The 25310-nt window shown below is 32.2% G+C and carries 23 protein-coding genes; 13 read left to right on the top strand and 10 right to left on the bottom strand.

Going from position 1 to position 25310, the window contains the following annotated elements; translation table 11 throughout:
* Window positions 1-6: 6 nt before the first annotated feature.
* The 5 genes from lptC to RMN97_RS05115 all read left to right on the top strand — a co-directional run bounded on the left by lptC (window position 7) and on the right by RMN97_RS05115 (window position 5076).
* On the top strand, window positions 7-564 hold the full coding sequence (gene lptC, locus RMN97_RS05135; protein WP_309613455.1) for an LPS export ABC transporter periplasmic protein LptC: 558 nt from the start codon (window positions 7-9) through the stop codon (window positions 562-564).
* A gap of 2 nt (window positions 565-566) precedes the next feature.
* Window positions 567-761 carry a hypothetical protein gene (locus RMN97_RS05130; RefSeq protein WP_309613454.1) on the top strand — a complete coding sequence of 65 codons (195 nt, stop codon included), beginning with the start codon at window positions 567-569 and terminating at the stop codon, window positions 759-761.
* Window positions 762-763: 2 nt separating this feature from the next.
* Window positions 764-2023: a hemolysin family protein gene (locus tag RMN97_RS05125; RefSeq protein ID WP_309613453.1), complete on the top strand. Its 1260-nt coding sequence runs from the start codon at window positions 764-766 to the stop codon at window positions 2021-2023.
* A gap of 108 nt (window positions 2024-2131) precedes the next feature.
* On the top strand, window positions 2132-4231 hold the full coding sequence (locus RMN97_RS05120) for a peptidylprolyl isomerase (protein WP_309613452.1): 2100 nt from the start codon (window positions 2132-2134) through the stop codon (window positions 4229-4231).
* Window positions 4232-4638: 407 nt separating this feature from the next.
* Window positions 4639-5076, top strand: a complete 438-nt coding sequence (locus RMN97_RS05115) for a hypothetical protein (RefSeq protein WP_309613451.1) — start codon at window positions 4639-4641, stop codon at window positions 5074-5076.
* Window positions 5077-5097: 21 nt separating this feature from the next.
* Here the strand turns inward: RMN97_RS05115 and RMN97_RS05110 are convergent, their stop codons facing one another.
* Window positions 5098-6012 (bottom strand): GYDIA family GHMP kinase, encoded by a 915-nt coding sequence (locus tag RMN97_RS05110; RefSeq protein WP_309613450.1) that lies wholly within the window; start codon window positions 6010-6012, stop codon window positions 5098-5100.
* A 107-nt stretch (window positions 6013-6119) separates the two neighbouring features.
* On the bottom strand, window positions 6120-7433 hold the full coding sequence (locus RMN97_RS05105) for a hydroxymethylglutaryl-CoA reductase, degradative (protein ID WP_309613449.1): 1314 nt from the start codon (window positions 7431-7433) through the stop codon (window positions 6120-6122).
* A gap of 181 nt (window positions 7434-7614) precedes the next feature.
* Here RMN97_RS05105 and RMN97_RS05100 point away from each other — a divergent pair, with 181 nt between their 5' ends.
* From RMN97_RS05100 to RMN97_RS05075, 6 genes are all read left to right on the top strand, one after another.
* Complete coding sequence (locus RMN97_RS05100) at window positions 7615-9786, top strand: S9 family peptidase (RefSeq protein WP_309613448.1); 2172 nt, start codon at window positions 7615-7617, stop codon at window positions 9784-9786.
* Between the two features lie 35 nt (window positions 9787-9821).
* Window positions 9822-11498 (top strand): peptide MFS transporter, encoded by a 1677-nt coding sequence (locus tag RMN97_RS05095; protein WP_309613447.1) that lies wholly within the window; start codon window positions 9822-9824, stop codon window positions 11496-11498.
* Window position 11499: 1 nt separating this feature from the next.
* Window positions 11500-12984, top strand: coding sequence for a peptide MFS transporter (locus RMN97_RS05090; RefSeq protein WP_309613486.1), 1485 nt, complete (start codon window positions 11500-11502; stop codon window positions 12982-12984).
* 53 nt (window positions 12985-13037) lie between these two features.
* Window positions 13038-13505, top strand: a complete 468-nt coding sequence (locus tag RMN97_RS05085; protein WP_309613446.1) for a thioredoxin family protein — start codon at window positions 13038-13040, stop codon at window positions 13503-13505.
* 220 nt (window positions 13506-13725) lie between these two features.
* On the top strand, window positions 13726-14184 hold the full coding sequence (locus RMN97_RS05080) for a thioredoxin family protein (protein WP_309613445.1): 459 nt from the start codon (window positions 13726-13728) through the stop codon (window positions 14182-14184).
* A 275-nt stretch (window positions 14185-14459) separates the two neighbouring features.
* Window positions 14460-14912 carry a thioredoxin family protein gene (locus RMN97_RS05075; protein WP_309613444.1) on the top strand — a complete coding sequence of 151 codons (453 nt, stop codon included), beginning with the start codon at window positions 14460-14462 and terminating at the stop codon, window positions 14910-14912.
* An 8-nt stretch (window positions 14913-14920) separates the two neighbouring features.
* Here RMN97_RS05075 and RMN97_RS05070 read toward each other — a convergent pair whose 3' ends face one another.
* From RMN97_RS05070 to surE, 5 genes are all read right to left on the bottom strand, one after another.
* Window positions 14921-16954, bottom strand: coding sequence for a ComEC/Rec2 family competence protein (locus RMN97_RS05070; protein WP_309613443.1), 2034 nt, complete (start codon window positions 16952-16954; stop codon window positions 14921-14923).
* A 54-nt stretch (window positions 16955-17008) separates the two neighbouring features.
* Window positions 17009-17494 carry a C40 family peptidase gene (locus tag RMN97_RS05065; protein ID WP_309613442.1) on the bottom strand — a complete coding sequence of 162 codons (486 nt, stop codon included), beginning with the start codon at window positions 17492-17494 and terminating at the stop codon, window positions 17009-17011.
* Between the two features lie 10 nt (window positions 17495-17504).
* Window positions 17505-18620 carry a lipid-A-disaccharide synthase gene (lpxB, locus tag RMN97_RS05060; protein WP_309613441.1) on the bottom strand — a complete coding sequence of 372 codons (1116 nt, stop codon included), beginning with the start codon at window positions 18618-18620 and terminating at the stop codon, window positions 17505-17507.
* 67 nt (window positions 18621-18687) lie between these two features.
* Window positions 18688-18960: a hypothetical protein gene (locus tag RMN97_RS05055; RefSeq protein WP_309613440.1), complete on the bottom strand. Its 273-nt coding sequence runs from the start codon at window positions 18958-18960 to the stop codon at window positions 18688-18690.
* Entirely contained in the window at window positions 18953-19732 is a 780-nt protein-coding gene (gene surE, locus RMN97_RS05050; RefSeq protein WP_309613439.1) for a 5'/3'-nucleotidase SurE, read from the bottom strand. Before surE ends, RMN97_RS05055 begins: the two co-directional genes overlap by 8 nt.
* 215 nt (window positions 19733-19947) lie before the next feature.
* On the opposite strand from surE, the gene RMN97_RS05045 reads away from it, so the two are divergent.
* Together RMN97_RS05045 and RMN97_RS05040 are read left to right on the top strand one after the other, a co-directional pair.
* Window positions 19948-22131, top strand: a complete 2184-nt coding sequence (locus RMN97_RS05045) for a carboxy terminal-processing peptidase (protein WP_309613438.1) — start codon at window positions 19948-19950, stop codon at window positions 22129-22131.
* 86 nt (window positions 22132-22217) lie between these two features.
* Entirely contained in the window at window positions 22218-23015 is a 798-nt protein-coding gene (locus tag RMN97_RS05040; RefSeq protein WP_309613437.1) for a DNA/RNA non-specific endonuclease, read from the top strand.
* Here RMN97_RS05040 and rpe read toward each other — a convergent pair.
* The 3 genes from rpe to RMN97_RS05025 form a co-directional block, all read right to left on the bottom strand.
* Window positions 22992-23654 (bottom strand): ribulose-phosphate 3-epimerase, encoded by a 663-nt coding sequence (gene rpe, locus RMN97_RS05035; RefSeq protein WP_309613436.1) that lies wholly within the window; start codon window positions 23652-23654, stop codon window positions 22992-22994. The genes RMN97_RS05040 and rpe overlap by 24 nt on opposite strands.
* Window positions 23655-24046: 392 nt before the next feature.
* Window positions 24047-24910, bottom strand: a complete 864-nt coding sequence (locus RMN97_RS05030; RefSeq protein ID WP_309613435.1) for a sigma-70 family RNA polymerase sigma factor — start codon at window positions 24908-24910, stop codon at window positions 24047-24049.
* Between the two features lie 207 nt (window positions 24911-25117).
* Window positions 25118-25310, bottom strand: a 193-nt coding sequence (locus RMN97_RS05025; protein ID WP_309613434.1) for a thymidylate synthase, incomplete at its 5' end; no start/stop codon positions are given.

Below are 25310 nucleotides of genomic sequence, written 5' to 3'. Positions count from 1 at the left end.
TGGCAAATGAATTTACCAAAGAGATATATAATAAACGCTGTCACAGTTTTTGCTGTGACACTGTTTTTTGGATGCGAAAGTAATTTTAAAGAAGTTCAGAAAATTAACTTTTCAGAGTTCGTTCCCGGAAGTGATGCCGATACTGTAGATATAAAATATACAGATTCCGGCCGTATAACGGGGGTTTTGAAAAGCCCAAAAATGCTGGATTACTCCAATCTTGATTTTCCATTTACAGAATTCCCTAAAGGAATTGATGTTACTTTGTATGATAAAAATCAAAAGCGTACTTTTATAAGATCAAATTATGCCGTTTCATACAAGCCAACCGGGATTATCGATTTGCAGGGAAAAGTAAAAATTACCTCAGAAACAGGTCAGATGTTAGAAACAGAACAGCTTTATTTTGATCAGAAAAATGAATGGTTTTATACCGAAAGAAAGTTTAAACTGACTGATGCTAAAGGAGTTTCTTACGGACAGGGAATTGATTTTAGTAAAGATTTTAAAGTGATAAACTCACAAAGAATAACCGGCGAATTAGAAGCCGAAGAAAAAATATAATCATGAATTATTTAAAATATACACAATACGTTTACATATTAATAGCCGTTGCATTTATTTATGACGGAATTACAAAACTGAATGACCCTACAACTAATGCCTGGTTAAGCTTTTTGATTGCCGGAGTAAGTGTTTTTATGTTTTTCTTCAGAAGAAAATTTTCTAAGAAATTTGATGATCATTATAAAAAACAATAAAAATGGAAATTAGTATTATAATACTATGTTTAATACTATCAGCCTTTTTTTCAGGAATGGAAATAGCTTTTATTTCTTCCAATAAAATTTATCTTGAAATAGAAAAAAAACAAGATAATTTTCTTTCCCAAATCCTAACAAAACTAACCGAAAACCCTTCAAAATTTATTGCTGCCATGCTTATTGGCAATAATATAGCCCTTGTGGTTTATGGTTTTTTTATGGGTGATATAGTCTTAAAATGCATCACCGCTTTTGGGTATCAATTCTCAAATCTGACAAGTTTATTGATTCAGACTTTAATCTCAACTTTTGTGGTTTTGATCACGGCTGAATTTTTTCCGAAAGTCTTTTTTCAAATTTATGCCAATTCCTTAATTAAGTTTTTTGCCATTCCGGCTTATTTATTTTATAGATTGTTCTATTATATTTCAACTTTTTTTATCTGGATTTCAGATTTTATTTTAAAAAAATTCTTTAAAACAGAAGGAGATCAGGTTCAGCTATATTTTAGTAAAGTCGAATTAGGAAATTATATAACAGAGCAAATGAGTTCTGTAGAAGATAATGAAGAAGTAGATTCTGAAATTCAGATCTTTCAAAATGCTTTAGAATTTTCCGGTGTCAAAGCGCGCGATATTATGACACCGCGTACAGAAATTGTTGATATTGATTTGTTTGCAACGGTTTCAGAGCTTAAAGAACTATTTATAGAAACCGGTTATTCTAAAATTGTAGTAAGTCAAAATTCACTCGATGATATTGTGGGTTATGTTCATTCTTTTGATTTGTTTAAAAAGCCTAAGACAATTAAGTCGGTTTTAATGACGGTTGAGTTTGTTCCGGAAACAATTTCGATAAAAGATGCTTTAAATTTGTTAATTAAAAAGCGAAAAAATGTAGCCGTTGTTTTGGATGAACACGGAGGAACTTCGGGAATTATCACAATTGAAGATATTGTAGAAGAGCTTTTTGGAGAAATTGAAGACGAGCACGATTTAGACGAAGAATTGATAGAACAGGAATTAGGAGAAGGCAAATATTTGTTTTCTACACGTTTAGATGTTGAATATTTGAATGAAACGTATAAATTAGGTATTCCCGAAGAGGATTCTTACGGAACTTTAGGTGGATTTATCGTAAATTCGACAAAAGAAATCCCTCAAAAGGGAGATAAAATAGTCATTGACAGCTTTTATTTTGTGATAGAAGAGGCGTCAAACAAGAAAATTGAATTAGTAAAAATGACTATAAAAGACTGATTTTTTCATAAATTAAAAAAAAATGTCGAAAATAAAACTCTAGTTGTATTGTTATTAACTAGATAATTGTATTTTCGCAAACTGAATATAAAATTAACGATAATAAAAATGGCAGTTTTAGCAAAAATTAGACAGCGTTCCGCTTTATTGATAGGAGTTATTGCACTTGCATTATTTGCATTTATAATACAAGATCTTTTCACAAGAGGAAGCTTCGGTCAGAGTTCAAAAGATGTAGGAAGCATCGATGGAAAAGATATTTCATTTGAAGACTTTAGAGTTAAAGTTAGTAATGTTGAAAAAAGTGGGCAAGGGATTACTTCCACTGAAGCTGCAAACAGAGTTTGGGACCAGGAGGTTTCAATCGCTTTATTGTCATCTCAGTTTGACAAATTAGGATTGAGAGTTGGTGAAAAACACCTTTTGGAAGTTTTAAAAACAGATCCGAATATTGGAAAAAACCCAATGTTCTTAAATGCAGCAGGCGCTTTTGACGTTGCTAAATTTAAAGAGTATTTTAAAACAAATCCTGAAGCGGCACAATATATCTCAGCAAAAGAAAAAGATGCTGAATTAAACGCAAAATTTCAAATCTACAATACATTAGTAAAATCAGGTCTTTACACTACTGCTAGTGAAGGAAAATTGAAATATGAAATGGAAGCTAACAAAGTAAACTTTGCTTATGCTGCTGGATTATATTCTTCTATTAAAGACAGTGATGTAAAAATTTCTGATTCTGATATTGTTGATTATATGAAGAAAAACGTGAAAAAATTCAAAGCGGATGAAACTCGTGAAATTCAATATGTTTTAGTTGAAGACAAAGCTTCAAAAGAAGATGAGGCTGAAATTAAAGCAAAAATCACTTCTTTATTAAACGGAAGAGTAGAGTACAATGCAAAAACAGGTAAAAATGATACTTTGCCAGGTTTTAGAAACGCAACAAACATTGCTGAATTTGTAAATGCAAATTCTGATGTTCCTTACGATTCTACTTATGTAGCTAAAAATGATTTGCCTGCAGTTGATGCTGATAAATTATTCAGCTTACCAGCCGGATCAGTTTACGGACCATACGTTTTTGGTAAATATTATGCTATTTCTAAATCTTTAGGATTTAAAGCTGGCGTTAATGCAAAAGCAAGTCATATTCTAATTGCATATGATGGATCTCAAACTCCAAATGCTAAAGAAAAAAGAACAAAAGAAGAAGCTAAAGCTAAAGCTGAAGAAATTTTAGCTCAGGTTCAGGCTAATCCTGATAGTTTCATGATGTTGGCTTTTACAAGCTCTGATGATTCATCTGCACAGCAAGGTGGTGATTTAGGATATTTTGGTCCAAACCAAATGGTAAAACCATTCAATGATTTTGTATTCAATAACGGAATTGGAAAAATTGGTTTAGTTGAAACTCCTTTCGGATTTCACATTATCAAAGTTACAGATAAACAAGATGGAATTCGTTTAGCTACAATTGCTCAAAAAATTGAGCCTTCTGAAACTACTTCTGATAAAGTATTTACATTGGCAACTAAATTTGAAATGGATGCTGCTGATAAAGATTTTAACGCAACTGCAAAAGCATTAGGTTTAAAAGTTGGTGCTCCGGTAACTGCAAAAGCTATGGATGAAGCGTTTGGTCCGTTAGGAAACCAACGTAACATTGTAAGATGGGCTTTTGATAAAGAAACTAGCATTGGTGATGTAAAACGTTTTGAACTAGCTAATATTGGTCACGTAATTGCACAATACAAAAGCGAAAACAAATCAGGTTTGGTATCTGTTACTGTTGCAAGACCTTATGTTGAGCCAATCCTGAAAAACAAGAAAAAAGCAGAAATGCTTAAAGCTAAAATGACAGGTTCAAGCCTTGAAGCTATTGCTAAAAGTGCTGGTGTTGCAGTTCAACAAGCTGCGGATGTAACTATGGATAATCCTGTTTTACCTGGTGGAGTTGGGCAAGAGCCTAAAGTGGTTGGAAATGCATTTGCTTTAGGAGCAAATAAAGTTTCTGCTCCAATTGAAGGAAATACCGGAGTTTATGTTGTAAAAAACATTAGTACAGTAAAAGCTCCTGCTATTACTAATCATGCAGAGTATGTGGCAAAAGTAAAATCTCAAAGTGCATCTGATGCAAGCAGAATTTTACCAGCCTTGAAAAACAATGCTAAAATTGAAGATAACAGATTACAATTTAACTACTAATTTTTAGTAATTAAATAAAATAAAAATATAAAACCCGAAACGTTCATTTGAATGTTTCGGGTTTTTTTTATGCGTTTAATTTTCACAGTAATTTTTTTTCAAATTTTAAAACTTTAATAGAGAATTACTCGTATATCATTACGAATATGAAGTATCCGCAAATTGTTTTAATTAGGAATTAGCCGTTTTTCTTTTTCAATTTATTTAAATAAATTCCGAGTATTTTTGTAATAATTATCTACCTATTTTAGATAGTTCTATAGGAATAATCGAAATATAATTTTAAAAATTTGTGATATTCAAAATATTACAGTTAATTTGTCCAAATTTTCAACAAAAAAATACTAACTAAATATTGCAAACGACAATGAGTAACTACTTTAATAATCAGGGATTTAATATTTTTTATGTTTAAGTTTTTGTTTAGAAGAAAAGCGAAAGTATATACCAAAATTGAAAATCATATTTTTGGGATTATTACTGAACTTTTAAAAGTGAGCAGTACTGACATCAATGTTGATGAATTGGGAGGTAAGTATTATTTAAGTAATGAAGAGCAACATTTCAAGGTTACTATATTAAGTAACGATTATGTAATCAGACTTACTAATACCCGCGATTCTGTTGCTGAAAAGTACGATAAATTTTTTGTGGAAGATGTTTTGAAAGCTGTAAAAGAAGAAAAACATCGGAGAATGGAACTTGTCTATGATTCTATTACAAACAGTATAGAAAAAATGGCAGAGCGTCTTCATAATACGCTGATAGAATCTAATGAGCAGGAGACACAAAAAGTACGTCGCCTTGAAACCTCTAAACAGGTTAGGAATAAAAAGGTAAATTAATATATGCCACAGAGGAATGATTTATATTTGTAAAATCATTTCATTATAAGTAAGAATAGTTTCGTATCCTTTTGAAATAAAATATTTCTTTGGATCTTCTTTAGAAACTACCATTACAAAATCGCCGCCCCAAGCCCCAAGACTTTTTATTACGCCATTAAAATCTGAAAAAGCAATTTCTTTAATAGTTCTTGTTTCCAGAATATTACTTAAATGAATTTCATGTTTTTCTACCGCTAATGCAAATTCTTTTACCGTTTTTGCATTTATGATAGCTTCAGTAAGTTTGTTGTTTTTAGTAATGTTTTCTGCTAAATGCTCATTTCGGTTATTGTAGTATGCATTTATTGCCGCTTTACTGTTTTGCTTTTTATTCAAATAAACAAAATAGATGTTTTCTTTAAAGTCAGGATTGAAAGTAACCTGTTTTACAACATTATTTTCGATTTGATATAGTACAGGAGTATCATTTTGTGCGCAGGCAATGTCATAACCGCTTCCGCCAAAACTGTTGTTAAGCAATGTAAAAGCATTGATTTTTGTCCATTGTGCTACATTATTCAAAAGAGTTGATGAAGTTCCTAATCCCCAATTTCTTGGAAACGTAAGATGTGTGCTAATTTTATATCCTTCAAAATTATTAATGAAATCAGGATTTAAAAGATAGGCTTCGTGTAAAATATTGATTAAAGTTGTTTTTACAGTCTCTGTTTTTGAGTCAATATTGTTTATGATTTCGGTAAAAGAAATAGTATCCTCAAACCAAAGATGATTGTCAAAATCGAAACTTTTCCATTCAATTTGTTGATTTGAACCATTTTCGACTACTAAATCCTGACCAAATTTTGTTGGCAAAGCAAAGGCATTAGCACCATCTAAAACAAGATATTCTCCGGAAATTAAAAGTTTTCCGTTACTGTAAAAGGTCTTCTTCATTCTATAAATATTTCAATAAATTCCAATCTTTTAAAATTCCAAATTCCAATTACAGTTGGGATTTGGAATTTTATTCGCAAGCTATATTATTTGGAATTTCTAGATTGTTATTTTCTTAAACTCTCAATAAATTCTACCACTGCACTATGCGAAACGGTATTTTTCTTGAAATGAGCTTTTATTAAAAGACGTTCTTCTTCGTTGGCTTCAAACTGGTTGATAATGTTGTTTAAATGCATTTTCATGTGTCCTTCCTGAATTCCGGTTGTAGTTAAAGAACGTAAAGCAGCAAAATTTTGTGCCAAACCTGCAACGGCAACAATTTGCATTAATTCTTCTGCAGATGGTTTTTCGAGCATTTCAAGACATAACTTTACTAAAGGATGTAATGAAGTTAATCCGCCAACGGTTCCTAAAGCAAGCGGAATTTCGAGCCAAAAAGTAAATATTCCGTTTTCGATTTTAGCATGCGATAAACTTGCATATTGACCATTGCGTGATGCATAAGCATGTACACCGGCTTCTACAGCCCTAAAATCGTTTCCTGTTGCCAAAATTACAGCATCAACACCATTCATGATACCTTTGTTGTGTGTTACGGCTCTAAACGGCTCTACTTCTGCAATTTGAACTGCCTGAACAAAACGCTCGGCAAAATCCTGCGGATTTGTAATATGTTTTTCGGTTAAATCTTCAATAGGACAAGAAACTTCGGCACGAACAAGGCAATTGGGAACATAATTAGATAAAATGCTCATAATTACTTTAATAGTTTCATCTTCTAAAAACAAATCAGCATTTTGAAATTCTTCTTTTAAAGTCGTTGCAAATTGCTCTAAACAAGAGTTGATAAAATTTGCTCCCATGCTGTCTTTGGTTTCAAAAGTAGCATGAAGCTGAAAATAATTTTCGAGTAAACTTCTTTTATCTTTTAGTTTTATATCTAAAATTCCGCCTCCACGCTGTTGCATGTTTTTGGTAATACTTTGTGTATCAGAGAAAAATTTCGGTTTAATTTGATCAAAGAATGATTGTAGTTTCTCTGCGTCTCCATTGAAGGTAAAATGAACCTGACCAATTTTTTCGGTATTAATAACCGTGGCTTTAAAACCGCCGCGAGTTGCCCAGTATTTTGCTGATTTTGAAGCTGCAGCTACAACAGAGCTCTCTTCAATTGCCATTGGAATGGTTTTGTATTTTCCGTTGATTAAAAAATTGGGCGCAACACCAAGCGGGATATAAAAGTTTGTAATGGTGTTTTCTATGAATTCATCATGCAATTGTTGAAGCTTCTCGTCTGAATTCCAGTAATTTCTTATTATATTAAGTGCTTCATCAGGTGTAGAAAAATATTCATTGGCGATCCAGTTTATTTTTTCTTTTTTGGATAATTTCGAAAATCCGGCAACAGCATTGTTCATTTTCAGTATTTTAAATAATAATGTTGCGGCAAAGATACCAATTTAAGGGTTTTGTTTATAATCTATTTAAAATTGAAAAATACGCAATCGTTATTTTTTTTAACATTTAACACTTAAAATGTGTATTATGTTTATTTTTTTCACTAAAATTGGGCTCTTTTTTATATTTAAATTAATTCAAATGAATACAAGTAAAATTACTGTTATACTTTTGTTTTTAGTTGCTACTGTTTTCGGGCAACAAAAAATTACTGTTGAGAATATTTATGGTGGAGCTTTTCGTGCAAAAGGAATGGATGAATTGCAGTCGTTGAAAAATACAGACCAATATACTGTATTGAATGTTGACCAGGCTGCCAGAAGTATGCAAATTGATTTATACGATTTTGCAACGCTGAAAAAAGTATCAAATTTAATAGATACAAAAAACCATAAGGAACTGGCAGACGGAATTGATAGTTATACTTTTGATGCTTCAGAAAAAAAGATTTTGATTGCTTGTAATTCAAACCAAATTTTCCGCCATTCGTTTACTGCAGATTATTTTTTATATGATATCGCTTCAAAATCATTAACGAAGCTTTTTGATTTTCAGGTTCAGGAACCAACTTTTTCTCCTGACGGAACTAAAATCGCTTATGCTAAAGAAAACAATCTTTATGTGTATGATGTAGCTTCAAAAAAATCTACAGCTGTTACTACAGATGGAAAGAAGAATGCTGTAATTAATGGTATTACGGATTGGGTTTATGAAGAAGAATTTGCTTTTGTCCGGGCTTTTGACTGGAGTAAAGACAGTAAAAAACTAGCTTATATTCGTTTTGACGAAAGTGCCGTTCCGGAATTTTCAATGTCAATCTTCAAAAAAGATTTATATCCAACAATCGAAACGTTTAAATATCCTAAAGCAGGAGAAAAAAATTCGGTAGTTTCATTACATATATATGATGCGGCTGCAAATGCAACTAAAAAGGTTGATTTAGGAAATTATAATGACTTTTATATTGCAAGATTACAATGGACAAATGATAATAATACATTATGTGCTCAGGTTTTAAACCGTCACCAGGATAATCTTGATTTATTATTTGTAGACGGAACTACTGCCGCTGCAAAAGTGGTTTTAAATGAAAAAGACAAAGCTTATGTTGATGTTACAGATAACTTAACTTTCTTAAAAGACAACAGTTTTATCTGGACAAGCGAAAAAGACGGTTTTAATCATATTTATGTGTATGATAAAACCGGAAAATTGAAAAATCAGGTTACAAAAGGAAACTGGGAAGTAGTATCTTACTACGGTTTCGACGAAAAAACTAAAACTATTTTCTATCAATCTACAGAAAATGGTTCCATCAACAGAGATATTTACAGAATTGGTTTAGACGGAAAAAATAAAGTACGTTTAACTTCAAAAGTTGGAACAAGTGCTGCGACTTTTAGCCCAAATTTCCAATATTTCATTACCACTTTTTCTAGTAATTTAGTGCCAACGACTTATACTTTAAATGAGTCAAAAACAGGAAAAGAAATTCAGGTTATCGAAAACAATCAGGCTCTTGCTGATAAATTGAAAGCGTATAACTTGCCTGCAAAAGAATTCTTCGTTTTAAAAACAGCTAAAGGAAATGAACTTAACGCCTGGATTTTGAAACCAAAAGATTTTGATCCTTCAAAAAAATATCCGGTTTTTATGTACCAATATTCTGGTCCCGGATCTCAACAAGTAAACAACGACTGGAATAATTCTGATGATTATTGGTTTCTTTCGCTTACACAACAAGGTTATATTGTAGCTTGTGTTGATGGTAGAGGAACTGGTTTTAAAGGTGCTGATTTCAAAAAAGTAACACAAAAAGAATTAGGAAAATACGAAGTAGAAGATCAAATTGATGCTGCAAAAGTAATTGGAGCTTATCCTTATGTTGATGCTGCAAGAATTGGGATCTTCGGATGGAGTTATGGAGGTTTTATGGCTTCAAACTGTATTTTTCAAGGAAACGATGTTTTTAAAATGGCAATTGCTGTTGCTCCGGTAACAAACTGGAGATTTTATGACAGTGTTTATACAGAGAGATATATGCAGACTCCGCAGGAAAATGCGAGCGGATACGACCAAAACTCTCCAATAAATCACGTTGATAAATTAAAAGGTAAATTTTTATTGATTCACGGTTCAGGTGATGATAACGTTCATGTGCAAAATTCTATGCAAATGATGGAAGCGTTAATTCAGGCTAATAAACAATTTGATTCTCAAATATATCCAGATAAAAACCACGGTATTTACGGAGGTAAAACGAGAATTCAGCTTTATAACAAAATGACTAATTTCATCAAAGAAAATTTATAGTATAATTTTATCAACCTTAAAAAATAGTGAATAATATGGAAGAAACTCAAGTAAAAACGGCGCATCCAAAGGGACTGTGGGTTTTGTTCGGGACGGAGATGTGGGAGCGGTTCAATTTTTATGGAATGCGGGCTTTATTGACTTTATTTCTTGTAAACTCATTATTAATGAAAGAAGAAGAAGCCTCGCTGATTTATGGTGGTTTTCTTGGTCTTTGTTATTTAACTCCGATGTTAGGAGGATTTATTGCCGATCGTTTTTTAGGTAATAGAAATTGTATTTTACTGGGCGGATTATTAATGGCCATAGGGCAAATGTTATTATTTACCAGTGGAAGTATTTTTGAATCTAATCTGGCTGTAGCGAAAGCTATTATGTATTGCGGATTAGGTGTTATTGTTTTTGGTAACGGATTTTTCAAGCCAAATATTTCAAGTATGGTGGGAAGCTTATATCCAAAACAAGAAAAAACAAAACTGGATACTGCCTTTACTATTTTCTATATGGGAATTAATATCGGTGCTTTCTTAGGGCAGTCTATTTGTCCTTTGTTAGGAGATGTTAAGGATTCTGGAGGAATTAGAGATATTCATGCTTTTAGATGGGGTTTCATGGCGGCTTCTGGTGCGATGCTTGTAGGAACTGTTCTTTTTTATTTTTTGAAAAACAAATATGTGGTTACTCCGGAAGGAAGACCATTAGGAGGTTTGCCTTCTAAGAATGTTGCAGCAGATTTTGAAGAAGGAGAATCGCAAAAAGCTAATTTTTCTAATAAAGCTTTGGCAACTGCGGGAATTGCATTTATTGCTTTAGGTTTCTTTTTTCATTATGCCGTAGGTCAGAATTTAATTTATACTTTGATTTATTCCAGCGGTTTGGCTTTGGCCGGATTAATTATTTCTGATACTTCTTTAACTAAAATAGAAAGAGACAGAATTATTGTGATTTATATTGTTTCGTTTTTTATTATTTTCTTTTGGGCTGCATTTGAACAAGCAGGTTCTTCATTAACTTTTATTGCTGATAATCAAACAGACAGACATTTTTTTGGTTGGTTAATGCCACCATCAATGGTTCAGATTTTTAATGGATTATTTGTGGTTGTAATGGCTGTTCCATTCAGTATTTTATGGGATTCGTTACGAGCAAATCAAAAAGAACCAATTTCGCCTGTTAAATTAGCAGTTGGATTGGTAATTATTTCTGTGAGTTTCTTTATGATTGCAACTCAGGTTTCATATATAGGAACTTCCGGATTGCTATTGGTAAAATGGCTTATCTTATTATATTTCTTAAACACATGTGCAGAGTTATGTTTATCTCCAATTGGCTTGTCATTGGTAGGTAAATTGTCTCCAAAACGTTTTGCATCTTTATTATACGGAGTATTTTTCTTGTCGAATGCATCTGGTTATGCTTTAGGCGGAACTTTAGGTTCTATTTTGCCTGCAACCGGAGATAAATTTGTAAAAGCAAAAGAATTAGGAATTGATCTTCAGGCAGTTTTAGATAATAAAATTGTTCCAACTGCAGAGCAATTAACTCTTTTGGAAAAACACCAAATAAGTGCACATAATCACTTTTTTGCAGGATTCGAAATTCATAATTTATACGAGTTTTTTATGGTATTTGTTGTTCTTACCGGACTTGCTGCTTTGTTGCTGTTCGCTTTGACTCCGTTATTGAAAAAAATGATGCATGGCGTTAGATAAGATGGAACACAAAATAACTTTAGAAGAAATTCAGGATTTTAAAGGCACTTATCCAAAACAATTGTGGTATTTGTTTTTTGTTGAAATGTGGGAACGTTTTTGCTTTTACGGAATGCGTGGCGTACTTACTTTTTTTATGGTAGATCAGCTTTTATTAAAAGATGAGCATGCCAATTTACAATATGGAGCTATTCAGGCTTTTGTATATGCCTTTACATTTATCGGCGGTATTTTTGCCGATAAGGTTTTAGGATTTAAAAAATCATTGTTCTTTGGTGGAATTGTTATGATTCTGGGAAATCTTTTGATTGCTTTTTCGCCACAAACTATGTTTTACTATGGTATTGCATTTTCAATTATTGGAACAGGGTTTTTTAAGCCAAATGTTTCTTCGATGGTAGGAGAGTTGTATCATGAAGAAGACGGAAGAAGAGATGCCGGTTACGGAATGTTTTATGCCGGAATAAATGTTGGAGGACTTTTAGGAGGCGCCTTGTGTATTTATTTAGGAAAATACTATTCCTGGCAATTATGCTTTTTATCTGCTGCTATAGTAATGTTTTTAGGTTTAGTTACCTTTTTATTTACTAAAAAGTATTTAGGTCCAATTGGAGATTCTCCATTGTTGGATTTAGCACCGGGAAAAAGAAGAATTCGTGAAATTGCAGTATATGCTTTGTCAATTTTAAGTTTGCCGTTTATTTTTATAATGGTAAAAAATACAGATTATACAGATTATTTCATGTATACAATCGGAATAGTTGCCGTTCTGTATTTTACTTATGAATTGATTAAACTTGGAGATGTAAAATTGCAGAAAAAGCTTTTTGCAGCCTTTTTGTTTGTATTCTTCTATTTATTATTTAATGCAATTTATGAGCAAAGCGGAGGATCGTTATCGCTTTTTGCAAAAGATAATCTAAGTAATAAATTATTGTTTTTTACAATTGATCCAAATGTGGTAAACAATAGTTCTAACACATTCTTTGTAGTGGCTTTAAGTCCGCTGATTGGTTTGTTGTGGATCTGGTTGGGAAAAAGAAGAATTGAACCAAATACTTTAATCAAATTCGGAATTGGATTTTTGTTTTTAGGAGCTTCATTCTATATCTTTTATCTAACTAAGTTTTTTGCAAATTCAGAAGGTATTGCGTCTTTAAACGTGTTTACTTTTGCGTATTTAGTTACGACTATTGGTGAGCTTTGCTTAGGGCCAATTGGAATGTCGATTATTACTAAATTGTCTCCAAAAAGACTATTTGGTATGATGATGGGATTATGGTTTCTTGCAAGTGCATTTGGGCAATTATTTGCAGGGAAATTAGGTGCCGAAATATCAAGATCAAATACCGGAGTTACGTTGCTTTCTAAGCTTCAGTCGTATACAGAAGGATATTATCAATTGGCTATTTATTCACTTGTTGCAGGAATTGTTTTAATTGCAATTTCACCTTTGATTAAAAAATTAATGCAAGAAGTAAAATAGACGACATTTATCGATTGTTTTTTTGTTTAAATTTGTCAAAAAATAAAACAACCATGAAAAAAATATTTTTAGTTGCCTTGTTTATAGTGGGAGCTTTTACTTCTCAAGCACAAGAATTAAAATGGTATACAGATGTAAAAGAAGCCATTACTGTAAGTAATAAGGAAAATAAACCAATGCTATTGTTCTTTACAGGAAGTGATTGGTGCGGATGGTGCATTCGTTTGCAGAATGAAGTTTTAAAGACTGCAGAGTTTACAAAATGGGCAAGCGATAATGTTATTCTGGTTGAGTTAGATTACCCAAGAAGAACGCCTCAAACACCTGAAATAAAGAATCAGAATAATGAATTACAACAGGCTTTTGGGATTCAGGGATTTCCAACGATCTATTTTACCAGTGCAGAAGCAAAAGATGGTAAAGTAAATTTTAAAGGCCTTGGACAGACCGGATATGTTGCCGGAGGACCATCTGCATGGTTAGCAGTTGCAGACGGAATTGTGCATCCGAAAAAATCGTAGTAAAAGTTTATTAAAAAACAATAATTTCAGAAACTCCCTATAGCAATATAGGGAGTTTTTTTGTTTAGTAGGAAAAGGTATCGTTTGCATTTTTGAAAATTATTATTTTAATATTTAATTAGTGGTAAAAAAACACATAGTGTATTTTTTGTACTAATAAAACTTGGAAAATTAAAATATTATGTTAATTTCGTCATGCTAATCTAACCAAACCTATAACATGAATAAAAAACTACTTATCCTACTCGTTTTTTTTGGTTCATTTATGCTACATTCTCAAAATTTAGTATGGAGAACAAATATGACTGATGCTATTGCAATAAGTAACGAACAAAAAAAACCAATGTTGATTTTCTTTACTGGCGCGGGTGCGCCTGATAATCTTCAAAATGAAATTTTTAAAACACCGGATTTTGCTGTTTGGTCTCGTGATAATGTTATCTTGGTAAAGCTGGATTTATCCGATATAAATGCTTCTGAGGGTGATAAAGAACAAAATGTTAGGCTTAAAGATGCTTTTGGTGTAGTTGAATTACCCGAAGTTTGTTTCGCTAGTGCTTCTGTTAGAAAAAACAAAACTACTTTTAGTGCATTAGGAAAAATTGCTTATAAACCAGGCGGTGCTAAATCATGGATATCTGAATCGAATGCGATTCTGCATCCAGTTGAAAGTGAATAAAAATCAAAATTTAAATTAAGTTTCTTAGTTTAATTTGTAGAAATCCCTTTTCATTATATATATGAAAAGGGATATTTTTTTTAAATGTTTCGTGATTCATTATCAGGGGTTTTATTATTTAAAGATGATTTTTTTTTTAATTTGATATTTTTTGACCATTTTATTAATAATTTCTTTTTTATTATAATTCATCTACTTTTTTAACTTAAATCAACTTGCTTTTTAGTGTAATTATGTTAAATTGGTTCAATTATTATAACCAAACCTTATATTTTATGACCCGAAAACTACTTATCCTACTGTTCTTTTTAGGTTCGTTTTTAGTACAATCACAAGGCCTTGTCTGGAGTACAAACCTGACAGATGCGATTGCAGTAAGTAATGAACAAAGAAAGCCATTATTGATTTTTTTCACTGCCTCAAACGCACCTGAAAAAATCCAGACCGAAATTTTTAATACGCCCGATTTTTTAAATTGGTCAAATAAAAATGTTGTTTTAGTAAAACTTGATTTATCTGATGCTTCTGCATCTCCAAGTGTTAGAGAACAAAATATTTCTTTAAAAAATGCCTTTGGGATAGAAGAATTGCCCCAGGCATGTTTTGCTACAGCTTTAATTAGAACAGGAAAAACAAATTTTAATTCCTTAGGCAAAATAGGTTATAATTCTGCAGGTGTAAAAGCATGGATTGCAGAATCGAATTTGATATTAAATCCGGAAGAATAAATAAAATCTTAATTTAGTTTGTAATATCCCTTTTCGCGAATTGCGTGAAAAGGGATATTTTTTGTCAGACAACTTGTTTTCCAATGTTTTTGAATAGAATATGAATTTGTTGCATCTGCAATTACTGTTTTAGGTTTAAGTTGATGCAATACGCGATCTAAATTTATTTTTGGAGATTGGGTAAGAATTATGATATCAGGCTGAATTTTATTTTCATAAACACCAGTGCTATCTATTAAAAGAATTTTTTTGCCGTTAAAAAAAAAGGTGTTTTTAATTGTTGTTACATCTTTCAGCCGGGCAAAATTTCCAACCAGATAAGCATCTGTAATATTATTTTTTTCTCCTTTTTTTAGAAGACTGTCATTTGTAAAGAGCAAAACATCTTTTCCTGTTTTTTTTGTAATCATTGTTTTTTTAGATGCGTTAAAAACGATGAATTCATGCTGGCTTTCCGTTTCTTTTTTCGTGTACAGAAATGATATTTGTAATAAAATTATACTGATAAGAAATGTAAACAATTTGCCGAAACCCGGTTTTTTAAACCATATAATAGCTGTAATGGTCACTAAATAAAACGTAAGTAAATAGTAAGAATTAAAGCTGATATTGCGAATTACAAACGAATCAAAGGAGGCGACATAATGAATAATGAGATTTAAGAGATAAATACTTTTTTCAAAAATTTGAACGATGAATAAAGGACAGCTATGAAAAACAGAAATTACCATAACAATAATTCCGGCAATCATTATAAAAGATAAAACAGGTAAAATAAGAATGTTGGTTACAAAGAAAAGTCCCGGAAACTGATGAAAATAATACAGGCAAATAGGGAAGGTACCTATTTGCGCGGCGAATGAAACAGTTAAAGCTTCCCAAAGATAATTAAGGATTTTATTTTTTGGAGAGTAGATGTTTTTCAATAAAGGCTGTAGCCACACAATAGAAAATAAAGCGATATAACTTAGTTGAAACCCAACATCGAATAAGAAATAAGGCTCAAAAAGTAAAATCAGTAAAACGGAAACAAGTAAAGTGTGATACGTATTGGTACTTCTATGCAAATGATTTCCAATGGCAATAAAAGAAAACATAACTACAGAACGCAAAACCGGAGGAGAAAGTCCTGATACGATTGCAAAAAGACCCAATGAAATTAGAATACAAACAAGCTTGATAAAAGAACCCTTTTGCGTGTTTGGGATTGGTTTTAAAACAAATAGAATAAATAACATTATAAATCCAACATGTAAACCTGAAACCGACAAAACGTGTGTAGCACCAGAGTATTGATAATCCTGAATAATATCTGCTGAAATTTCTTGTTGCTGCCCCAGGATTAATGCCATTGCAACATTCATTTCGGCTTTATTGAAATTGGCTTTTTCAAGATTATAGACAATTCGGGTATTTAAACGTGAAGCATAAAACCAAATATCTTTTTTGATCTTTCTGTTTACGGAAATATCTGATTTTGAAGCGTAAACCTGAGCATAGATTTGTTTGTTCTCTAAATATCGGCCATAATCAAACTGATTTGGATTTTTAGGAAAACCATTGTGTTGTAAAATTGTTTTTGTCTTTATTGTATTTCCGATTACAAGAGGGTTTCGCAAACTATCTTTCTGTATGTTTATGATAATTCTGCCCGAATATTTTTTTTCGTTAATAGTATTTATAAGAGCAACATAGCGATCATTATAATCGTTGCTTTTGATTTTTTCGCGTAGTGTAAAAGTTATGGAATGTGGAACTTTGAAAGCCTGATCGTAATTGATATAATTCGATTGGTTGAGAGAATCTGTATTGATTAGCAAAGTAGTCATGCCAATGCAAAAGGAAAGATAATATGCACTAATGCCAAATAAAAGGTTTTGCCTCTTATTTTTAGAAATAAAATATAAAACCGAAATAAAAACCACAGCGATAATTACGCTAATTATCTCGGCTAAAATGGATGGCTGCCAAAAATAACAGACCAAAAGACCAAGAATAAAACTAAGGGTAATTTTTACCAAAGGAAAATCAAATACTTTCATGATTTAAAAGTATTGAAAATTTTGTAAGAAAAATAATATTTTTATTTAATAATATTAATCAATGATTCTATTGATCTGTACAAACGAATTTTTGTAATAAGCTTCTTTGGTTGACGAAATTATGACACCTTTTGAAGTTGAAGAATGAACAAATTTTATTTCATTAGAATTAACTTCGGTAATTAAACCAACATGATTGATTTGACTGCTTTTATTGGTTTTGAAGAAAATTAAATCGCCTTTTTTAGCATCATCAAACTTGATTATTTTTCCAATTTTAGCTTGTTCGTAAGAACTTCTGGGCAGTTTTATATTTTCAGATTCAAAAGTGGTAAAAACTAAACCAGAGCAATCAAAACCAGTTTTGGTTGTTCCTCCGGCTTTGTAGCGCACGCCAATATTGTCTGTAGCCGTTTCGATTAAATGGTTTACAACGTATTTATTTTCTCGTTTTGATTCTGTTTTATTTACTGCAGATGAAGTTGATTTACAAGAAATAAACAACAAACATACAAACAGAAAAACGAGTATTTTTTTCAAAACAAAAAGGTTAAGATTTTAAATCGGCCACAATAAGTTTTGCGGTTTTTTTGCTTGCGCCAACTCCGCCTAGTTTTTGCTCTAAAATATCATAATTTTTCAGCAGGTTTTCGCGGTATTTTGGTTCCAGTAATTTTTGCAATTCTTCTTTGATTCGTTTTTTGTTACAGTCATCCTGAATCAATTCAGTTACAACTTCCTGATCCATAATCAAATTGACAAGCGAAATATATTTTAAAGTAATAATACGTTTTGCGATTTGGTATGAAGCCCAGCTTCCTTTATAACAAACTACTTCTGGAACTTTAAAAAGAGCCGTTTCTAAAGTTGCAGTTCCTGATGTTACCAATGCAGCGGTTGAAGAGCGAAGTAAATCGTATGTTTTATTGGAAATAAATTTGATGTTTTTATTAGTAATAAATTGCTGGTAAAACTCATAATCCTGACTTGGAGCGCCGGCAATAACAAATTGATAATCCTGAAAATCATCAACAACACTTAGCATCAGACTTAGCATTTTGGTAATTTCCTGTTTACGGCTTCCGGGTAAAACAGCAATAATTGGTCTGTCGCTTAATTGATTTTCTTTTCTAAAAACAGCTTCATCAAATGGCGGCTGATTCTGAATTGCATCAATCAAAGGATGACCAACAAAATCTACCGGAAAGTGATGTTTATCTTCATAAAAACTTTTTTCGAAAGGCAAAATCACAAACATCTTATCGACATCTTGTTTGATCGCTTTAATTCTGTTTTCTTTCCACGCCCAAATTTGTGGAGAAATATAATAGTGGGTTTTGTAATTTAACGCTTTTGCCCATTTTGCAATACGCATATTAAAACCCGGATAGTCTATAAAAATAAGAACATCAGGCTGAAAATCAGTAATGTCTTTTTTGCAAAAAGTAATGTTGCTTAAAATGGTTTTTAGGTTGAAAACAACTTCAATAAAACCCATAAAAGCCAATTTGCGATAATGTTTTACCAAAGTTCCTCCGGCTTTTTGCATTAAATCACCTCCCCAAAATCTAATTTCGGCCTGAGGATCTTCCTCATGTAATGCCTTCATTAAATTTGAACCGTGTAAATCTCCTGAAGCTTCGCCAGCTATGATGTAATATTTCATAAAAGTTTTTTTGAAGATGTGTTTATATTTAAAACACAACAAAATTTTTGCAGTACAAAGATAGAATTTAAATAAACAATGTAGAAATCGCCAAAACAATTACAGCAAAAATGACTCCTCTGGCCATAAATTCCTTGTTCGTTTTTAGAAAAACTGTAAAAACAATCAGATCTAAAGTAGTTCCCAGAGCAATTACTTTTCCTAAATAACCATATTGTTTTATGGTCTTAATTCCGGTTGAAATTTCAAAGTCAGTAAAGAGTTTTATAAATAAAAAGCTCCCAAGTAAAGCGATAAAAATTCCGATTATGAAACCAATAAAAATATCTTTTTTATTCATTTAATTTCCAGGTATTAAGTTGTTGCATGGTATGATGTGCTGTTAAATCAAACTGTACGGGAACTACAGAAATATATCCGTTTTCCAGAGCCCATTCGTCAGTATCTTCGCCTTTGTCTTCGTTTACAAATTTTCCGGTTAGCCAGTAATAGTCTTTGCCAAAAGGAGTTTGACGTTTATCAAATTTCTGTGCATAATAAGCCTTCGCCTGACGACAAATTTTTATTCCTTTAATTTCATCTTCCTTTAATTTTGGAAAATTCACGTTTAAAACAACACCTTTAGGTAGTTTATTTTCAAGAGTTTCTAAAGTGATTTTTTTGATGAAAGATTTTGTGGGTTCAAAATCAGCATTCCAGTCAAAATCTAATAACGAGAAACCAATCGCCGGAATTCCTTCAATTCCTGCTTCGACCGCAGCGCTCATTGTTCCTGAATAAATGACATTTATAGAAGAATTTGATCCGTGGTTAATACCGGAAACACACAAGTCCGGTTTTCTTTTCAAAATCTCATTTACTGCCAGTTTTACACAATCTACAGGAGTGCCGGAACAGCTGTATTCTGCAATAGTGTCATCTTCTTTCGAAATTTTGTCAAGATAAAGCGTATTGTTGATTGTAATGGCGTGTCCCATAGCGCTTTGAGGTTTATCTGGCGCAACAACAATTACCTCGCCAATGGTTTCCATAACACTTATCAAAGCCCTGATTCCGGGAGCCAAAATACCATCATCATTGGTAACTAATATAAGTGGTTTTTCGTATTTCATAATAAAAAATGATGTTGTTATTCGGCCATTACAGCAGTATTATAAGACAAATGTAGTGACAGATTTTGGTAGAATACTAACAATTAAAATAAATTTTGTCAACTAAAGTTAAGATGGCTTTGGTACTTCAAACATTTTTATATCTTTAACAAAAAATTATAGTGAGCTTGGCTTTGTTGGCACAGTTTTTACCGTAACTTAGATTAAAAAATTTGATGAATGCTATTATTAAGTTTATGAAAAGAAATTATAAAATACTTATAGCCGTATTATGCTTGTCTCTAACCTTATTTGCTTTTAAAATTAATGCAGATAAACAAGAAGATCCGGACCCAAACAGAGATAAAACGCTTTTAGAATTGCTTGCTTTTGTTATTGAAAAAGGACACTACAGTCCGGCTGAAATAAATGACGAGTTTTCTAAAGGAATTTTCAAGGATTATATCGATGCGCTTGACCCTTCAAAAAGATTCTTTTTGCAGTCTGATATTGATGAGTTCAAACAATATGAATTGCAGTTGGATGACCAGTTCTTAAATAAAGATCTTACGTTTTTTAATCTTACTTATACCAGATTAATGAAACGTATGGAAGAAAGCAAAAAACGCTATAAAACGATTTTAGCCCAACCTTTCAATTATAATGTTGATGAGACTTTTAATGCAGATTATGAGACGATTCCGTATGCGAAAAATGCAACAGAAATCAATGAAAGATGGAGAAAACAAATTAAGTTATCGACACTTTCTTCGCTTGTAACAAAACAAAAGCTAGAAGAGGATAAGAAAAAAACAGATCCTGCTTATAAAGCAAAATCTTTTGAAACGTTAGAAAAAGAAACACGTGAAAGTTCGTTAAAATCTTTAGATGATAACTTTAGTCTTATTAAAGATTTAAATAAAGAAGATTGGTTTTCGGTTTATGTAAATTCAATCATGACGCGTTTTGACCCGCATACAAGCTATTTTGCACCTGAAGAAAAAGATCGTTTTGATGTAAATATCAGTGGAAAATTAGAAGGAATTGGAGCAAGATTAACTAAGAAAAATGATTTTACTCAAATTGACGAATTAATTTCAGGAGGCCCTGCGTGGAAAGGAAAACAACTTGAAGCCGGAGATTTAATTTTGAAAGTTGCACAAGGAAACGAAGAACCTGTAGATGTTGTGGGAATGCGTTTGGATGATGTTGTGAAAAAAATTAAAGGTCATAAAGGAACTGAAGTAAAACTTACAGTTAAAAAAGTTGACGGAAGTATCAAAGTTATTTCAATTATCAGAGATGTTGTTGAAATTGAAGAAACATACGCAAAATCAAGTATCGTAGAGAAAAACGGATTGAAATATGGTGTAATTTATTTGCCTAAATTTTATATCGATTTTGAAAATAAAGATGGTCGTGATGCCGGAAAAGATATCGCTCTAGAAGTAGAAAGGCTGAAAAAAGAAGATATTAACGGAATCGTTCTTGATGTTCGTGATGATGGCGGTGGATCTTTGTCTACAGTAGTTGATATTGCCGGTTTATTTATTGAAGAAGGACCAATTGTTCAGGTAAAATCTGCCGGAAAAAAGAAAGAAGTTTTATACGATAAAGATAAAAAAATAGAGTGGGACGGACCATTAGTAATTATGGTTAACAGTTTCTCTGCTTCTGCTTCAGAAATTTTGGCTGCTGCAATTCAGGATTACAAACGTGGTATTATCATTGGAAGTAAACAAACTTACGGAAAAGGTACTGTGCAAAACGTTCTTGATTTGAATCAATTTGTTCGTAACGCAAGTTATGGAGATTTAGGTGCCTTGAAAATTACAGGACAGAAGTTCTACAGAATTAATGGAGGTTCAACTCAATTAGAAGGTGTTCATAGTGATGTTGTTATGCCAGATCGTTATGCTTACTTAAAAATGGGCGAACGTGATATTGACAATGCAATGCCTTGGGATAAAATTGACCAGGCTGATTATAACACTTGGACAGAGAATCAAAAGTTTAATCAGGCAATTGCGAATAGTACAGGTAGAATTGCTCAAAATCCTCAGTTTAAATTAATTGAAGATAATGCAAAATGGATTGATATTAAAAACAAAGAGAATACATACAGTTTAAACATCAATAGTTTTAAAGCTACACAGGAACAAGTTGAAAATGAAGGTAAAAAATACAAACCAATTTCTGACTATAAAAACAACCTGGTTTTTAAATCTTTACCTTATGAAGAGCTTGAAATTAAAAATGATGCTACTTTAAAAGAAAAAAGAGAAGCATGGCATCAAGCCTTATCTAAAGATGTTTATGTTGAAGAAGCTTTAAATGTTTTGGATGATTTACAAACTAAAAGCAGTGTTGTAAAAGGTAGTTCAGGTAAGATTAAAAAAGATAAATTAGTAAAATCTTAATTTTTTAGAAAATTAATTTGTTATGAAAACGCTCCGAAAGTTTATATTTACGGAGCGTTTTTTTATGAATTTTAATATAAAATAATATGATAAAAAGTTTTGTGTTTAGTTTGATAGGTTTGGCGTTGTTTTCTTGTAAAAGCGATGTTAAAGAGAAAAGCGATAAGGTAAAAGAGGAGTCTGAAAAAGAGGAATCAACTTCTTTTGTTTCAAATCAGGATAGCAGTAATTCAGCCTATAATGTTACTTATTTGCCAACATCAACAACAAATCAGATTGTAACACATAAATATTATACACTTTCATATAATGAGAAATTTGAACAGGCTGAATGGGTTGCGTACGAATTAAAGAAGGAATATCTGAAAAATAATGATTTTAAAAGACCTTATTTTATTGAAGATCCAAAAGTAACCACAGGTTCTGCGGATTGGAGAAATTATAAAAAATCAGGTTATGATAAAGGCCATCTTTGTCCGGCTGGAGACATGGAGTTTAATCAGGATGCCTATAACGACACTTTTTACACATCAAATATTTCACCTCAAAAACACGATTTTAATAGTGGAATCTGGAATAGATTAGAACAAAAAACGCGTTATTGGGCAGGTAAGTATAATGATGTTTACGTTGTTACGGGCGGAATTCTGAAAGATTCGGATAAAAAAATAGGAACAGAAAAAGTATCTGTTCCTAAATATTTTTATAAAATTATTTTAGCTAAATCAGGGAAAGAACATAAAGCAATTGCTTTTTTAGTTCCAAATGAAGATAGCGATAAGTCACTTTATGATTTCGTAGTTCCTATTGAAACTTTAGAAAAAATGACCGGTATTGATTTCTTTCCTAATCTGAAAAATTTAAAAAGCAGTAAGGACTTTTAAGTCTGAAATAGTTTGAGTTGGGTTTTCGGCTTTAAAAACAAAGCTTCCGGCAACTAAAACATCTGCTCCGGCTTCTACTAATTGTTTTGCATTTTTATTGGTTACACCGCCATCAATTTCTATAAGAGTGGAAGCGCCTTTTCTTGTAATTAAATCTTTTAGTTTTTTAACTTTAGCATAAGTATTTTCGATAAAAGACTGACCTCCAAAACCAGGATTCACACTCATAACACAAACAAGATCAATGTCGTTAATAACGTCTTCTAAGAGATCAATATTTGTATGTGGGTTAATGGCAACTCCTGCTTTCATTCCTTCGGCTTTTATAGCCTGTAGTGTTCTGTGTAAATGTGTGCAGGCTTCATAATGTACGGTTAGATTATTTGCGCCTAAATCTGCAAAAGTTTTAATGTATCTGTCTGGATCAACAATCATTAAATGTACATCGATTGTTTTGTTTGCATGTTTTGAAATTGCTTCTAAAACCGGCATCCCAAAAGAAATATTCGGAACAAAAACTCCATCCATAATATCAATATGAAACCAATCGGCCTGACTGTTGTTGATCATTTCGATATCACGTTGTAAATTGGCAAAATCAGCTGCAAGAACAGAAGGAGCAATAAGTGTATTCTTCATTGTGTGTAGTTGTGTGTGTTGTTTTTTTTTTGCAAAGATAAAATTTTTTAACTGAAAGCTCTTTTGTAGTGATCATTTAACCGTAAAGTTTGTAAGGATTTACGCCCAGGTACGTCAATTCAATAAACCCAGCTTGCGAACTTTTGCGTTTTTGTTATGTTTCATATTCAAAAAACTTGCGCTCTTTGCGGTAAAATCCTATTCCGATATAAAATAAAAAACTCCGGTAATCAGCCGGAGTTTCAATCATCAATCAAAAAACGAACAGTCAATCAAACTGTTGTTTATTTTTAAATTCCAAATTATTTTCTTTTCGAATAAAATTCCAAATCCCAACAAAAATTGGAATTTGGTCCCGATGCTTCGGGATTAAATATTGAAATTTATATTGTTTAACCTAAATAGGTTTTAAGAATTTTACTTCTTGAAGTATGTTTTAATCTGCGGATTGCTTTTTCTTTAATCTGACGAACACGCTCACGAGTTAAGTCGAAAGTTTCTCCAATTTCTTCCAAAGTCATTGGGTGCTGATCTCCAAGACCAAAATATAAACGAACAACATCTGCCTCTCTGGGAGTTAATGTTTCTAATGAACGCTCAATTTCAGTACGTAGTGATTCGTGAATTAATTCTCTGTCCGGGTTTGGAGATTCTCCAGAACGTAAAACGTCATAAAGGTTAGAATCTTCTCCTTCAACAAGAGGTGCATCCATTGATAAGTGACGACCAGAGTTTTTCATAGACTCTTTTACGTCATTTACAGTCATGTCAAGTTCTTTTGCAATTTCTTCAGCAGAAGGCGGACGCTCGTTAGATTGCTCTAATAAAGCGTACATTTTGTTGATTTTATTGATAGAACCAATTTTGTTTAATGGTAAACGAACGATACGTGATTGTTCTGCCAAAGCCTGAAGAATCGATTGACGAATCCACCAAACTGCGTAAGAGATAAATTTGAATCCACGAGTTTCATCAAAACGTTTTGCAGCCTTGATCAAACCTAAGTTACCTTCGTTGATAAGGTCACCCAATGTAAGACCGTTGTTCTGATATTGCTTGGCAACAGAAACCACGAAGCGAAGATTGGCCTTTGTTAATTTTTCAAGTGCAATCTGATCACCTTCACGAATACGCTTCGCTAATTCAACCTCCACATCTGAGGTAATCAGGTCTACCTTTCCAATTTCTTGTAAATACTTATCCAGGGATTGACTCTCCCGGTTCGTAATCTGCTTACTAATTTTTAGTTGTCTCATTGGGCATTTAACATGTTATAAGAAATGATTAGTTCCGAAAATGTCCTAAAAAAGCATCCGGCCACACTAATCGACCGGCAAATATACGTCATTTTTAGGCTTTTCCTTCATAATTTAAAGGATAACAAGCGTTATCCTCTTAATTCGATGTATGTTTTTATCTTTTGGTTCTACTTATTCTCAAAAAGCTAACAATAGGTTAGGAAACTAAACGGCAATCGGTGCTTTGATGGATGGATGAGCCTGATAATTCAAGATCTCAAAATCCTCAAATCGATAATCAAAAAGGGAATTCGGTTTTCTATTAATCTTCAAAGTAGGTAATAAAAAAGGCTCTCTGCTAAGTTGAATCTTCGTTTGATCTAAATGATTGGAGTACAAATGAACGTCTCCTCCAGTC

The sequence above is a fragment of the Flavobacterium sp. genome, from assembly GCF_031381455.1.
In the GTDB taxonomy this organism is placed as follows: Bacteria; Bacteroidota; Bacteroidia; order Flavobacteriales; family Flavobacteriaceae; genus Flavobacterium.
This window is presented reverse-complemented; position numbering and strand designations above follow the sequence as displayed.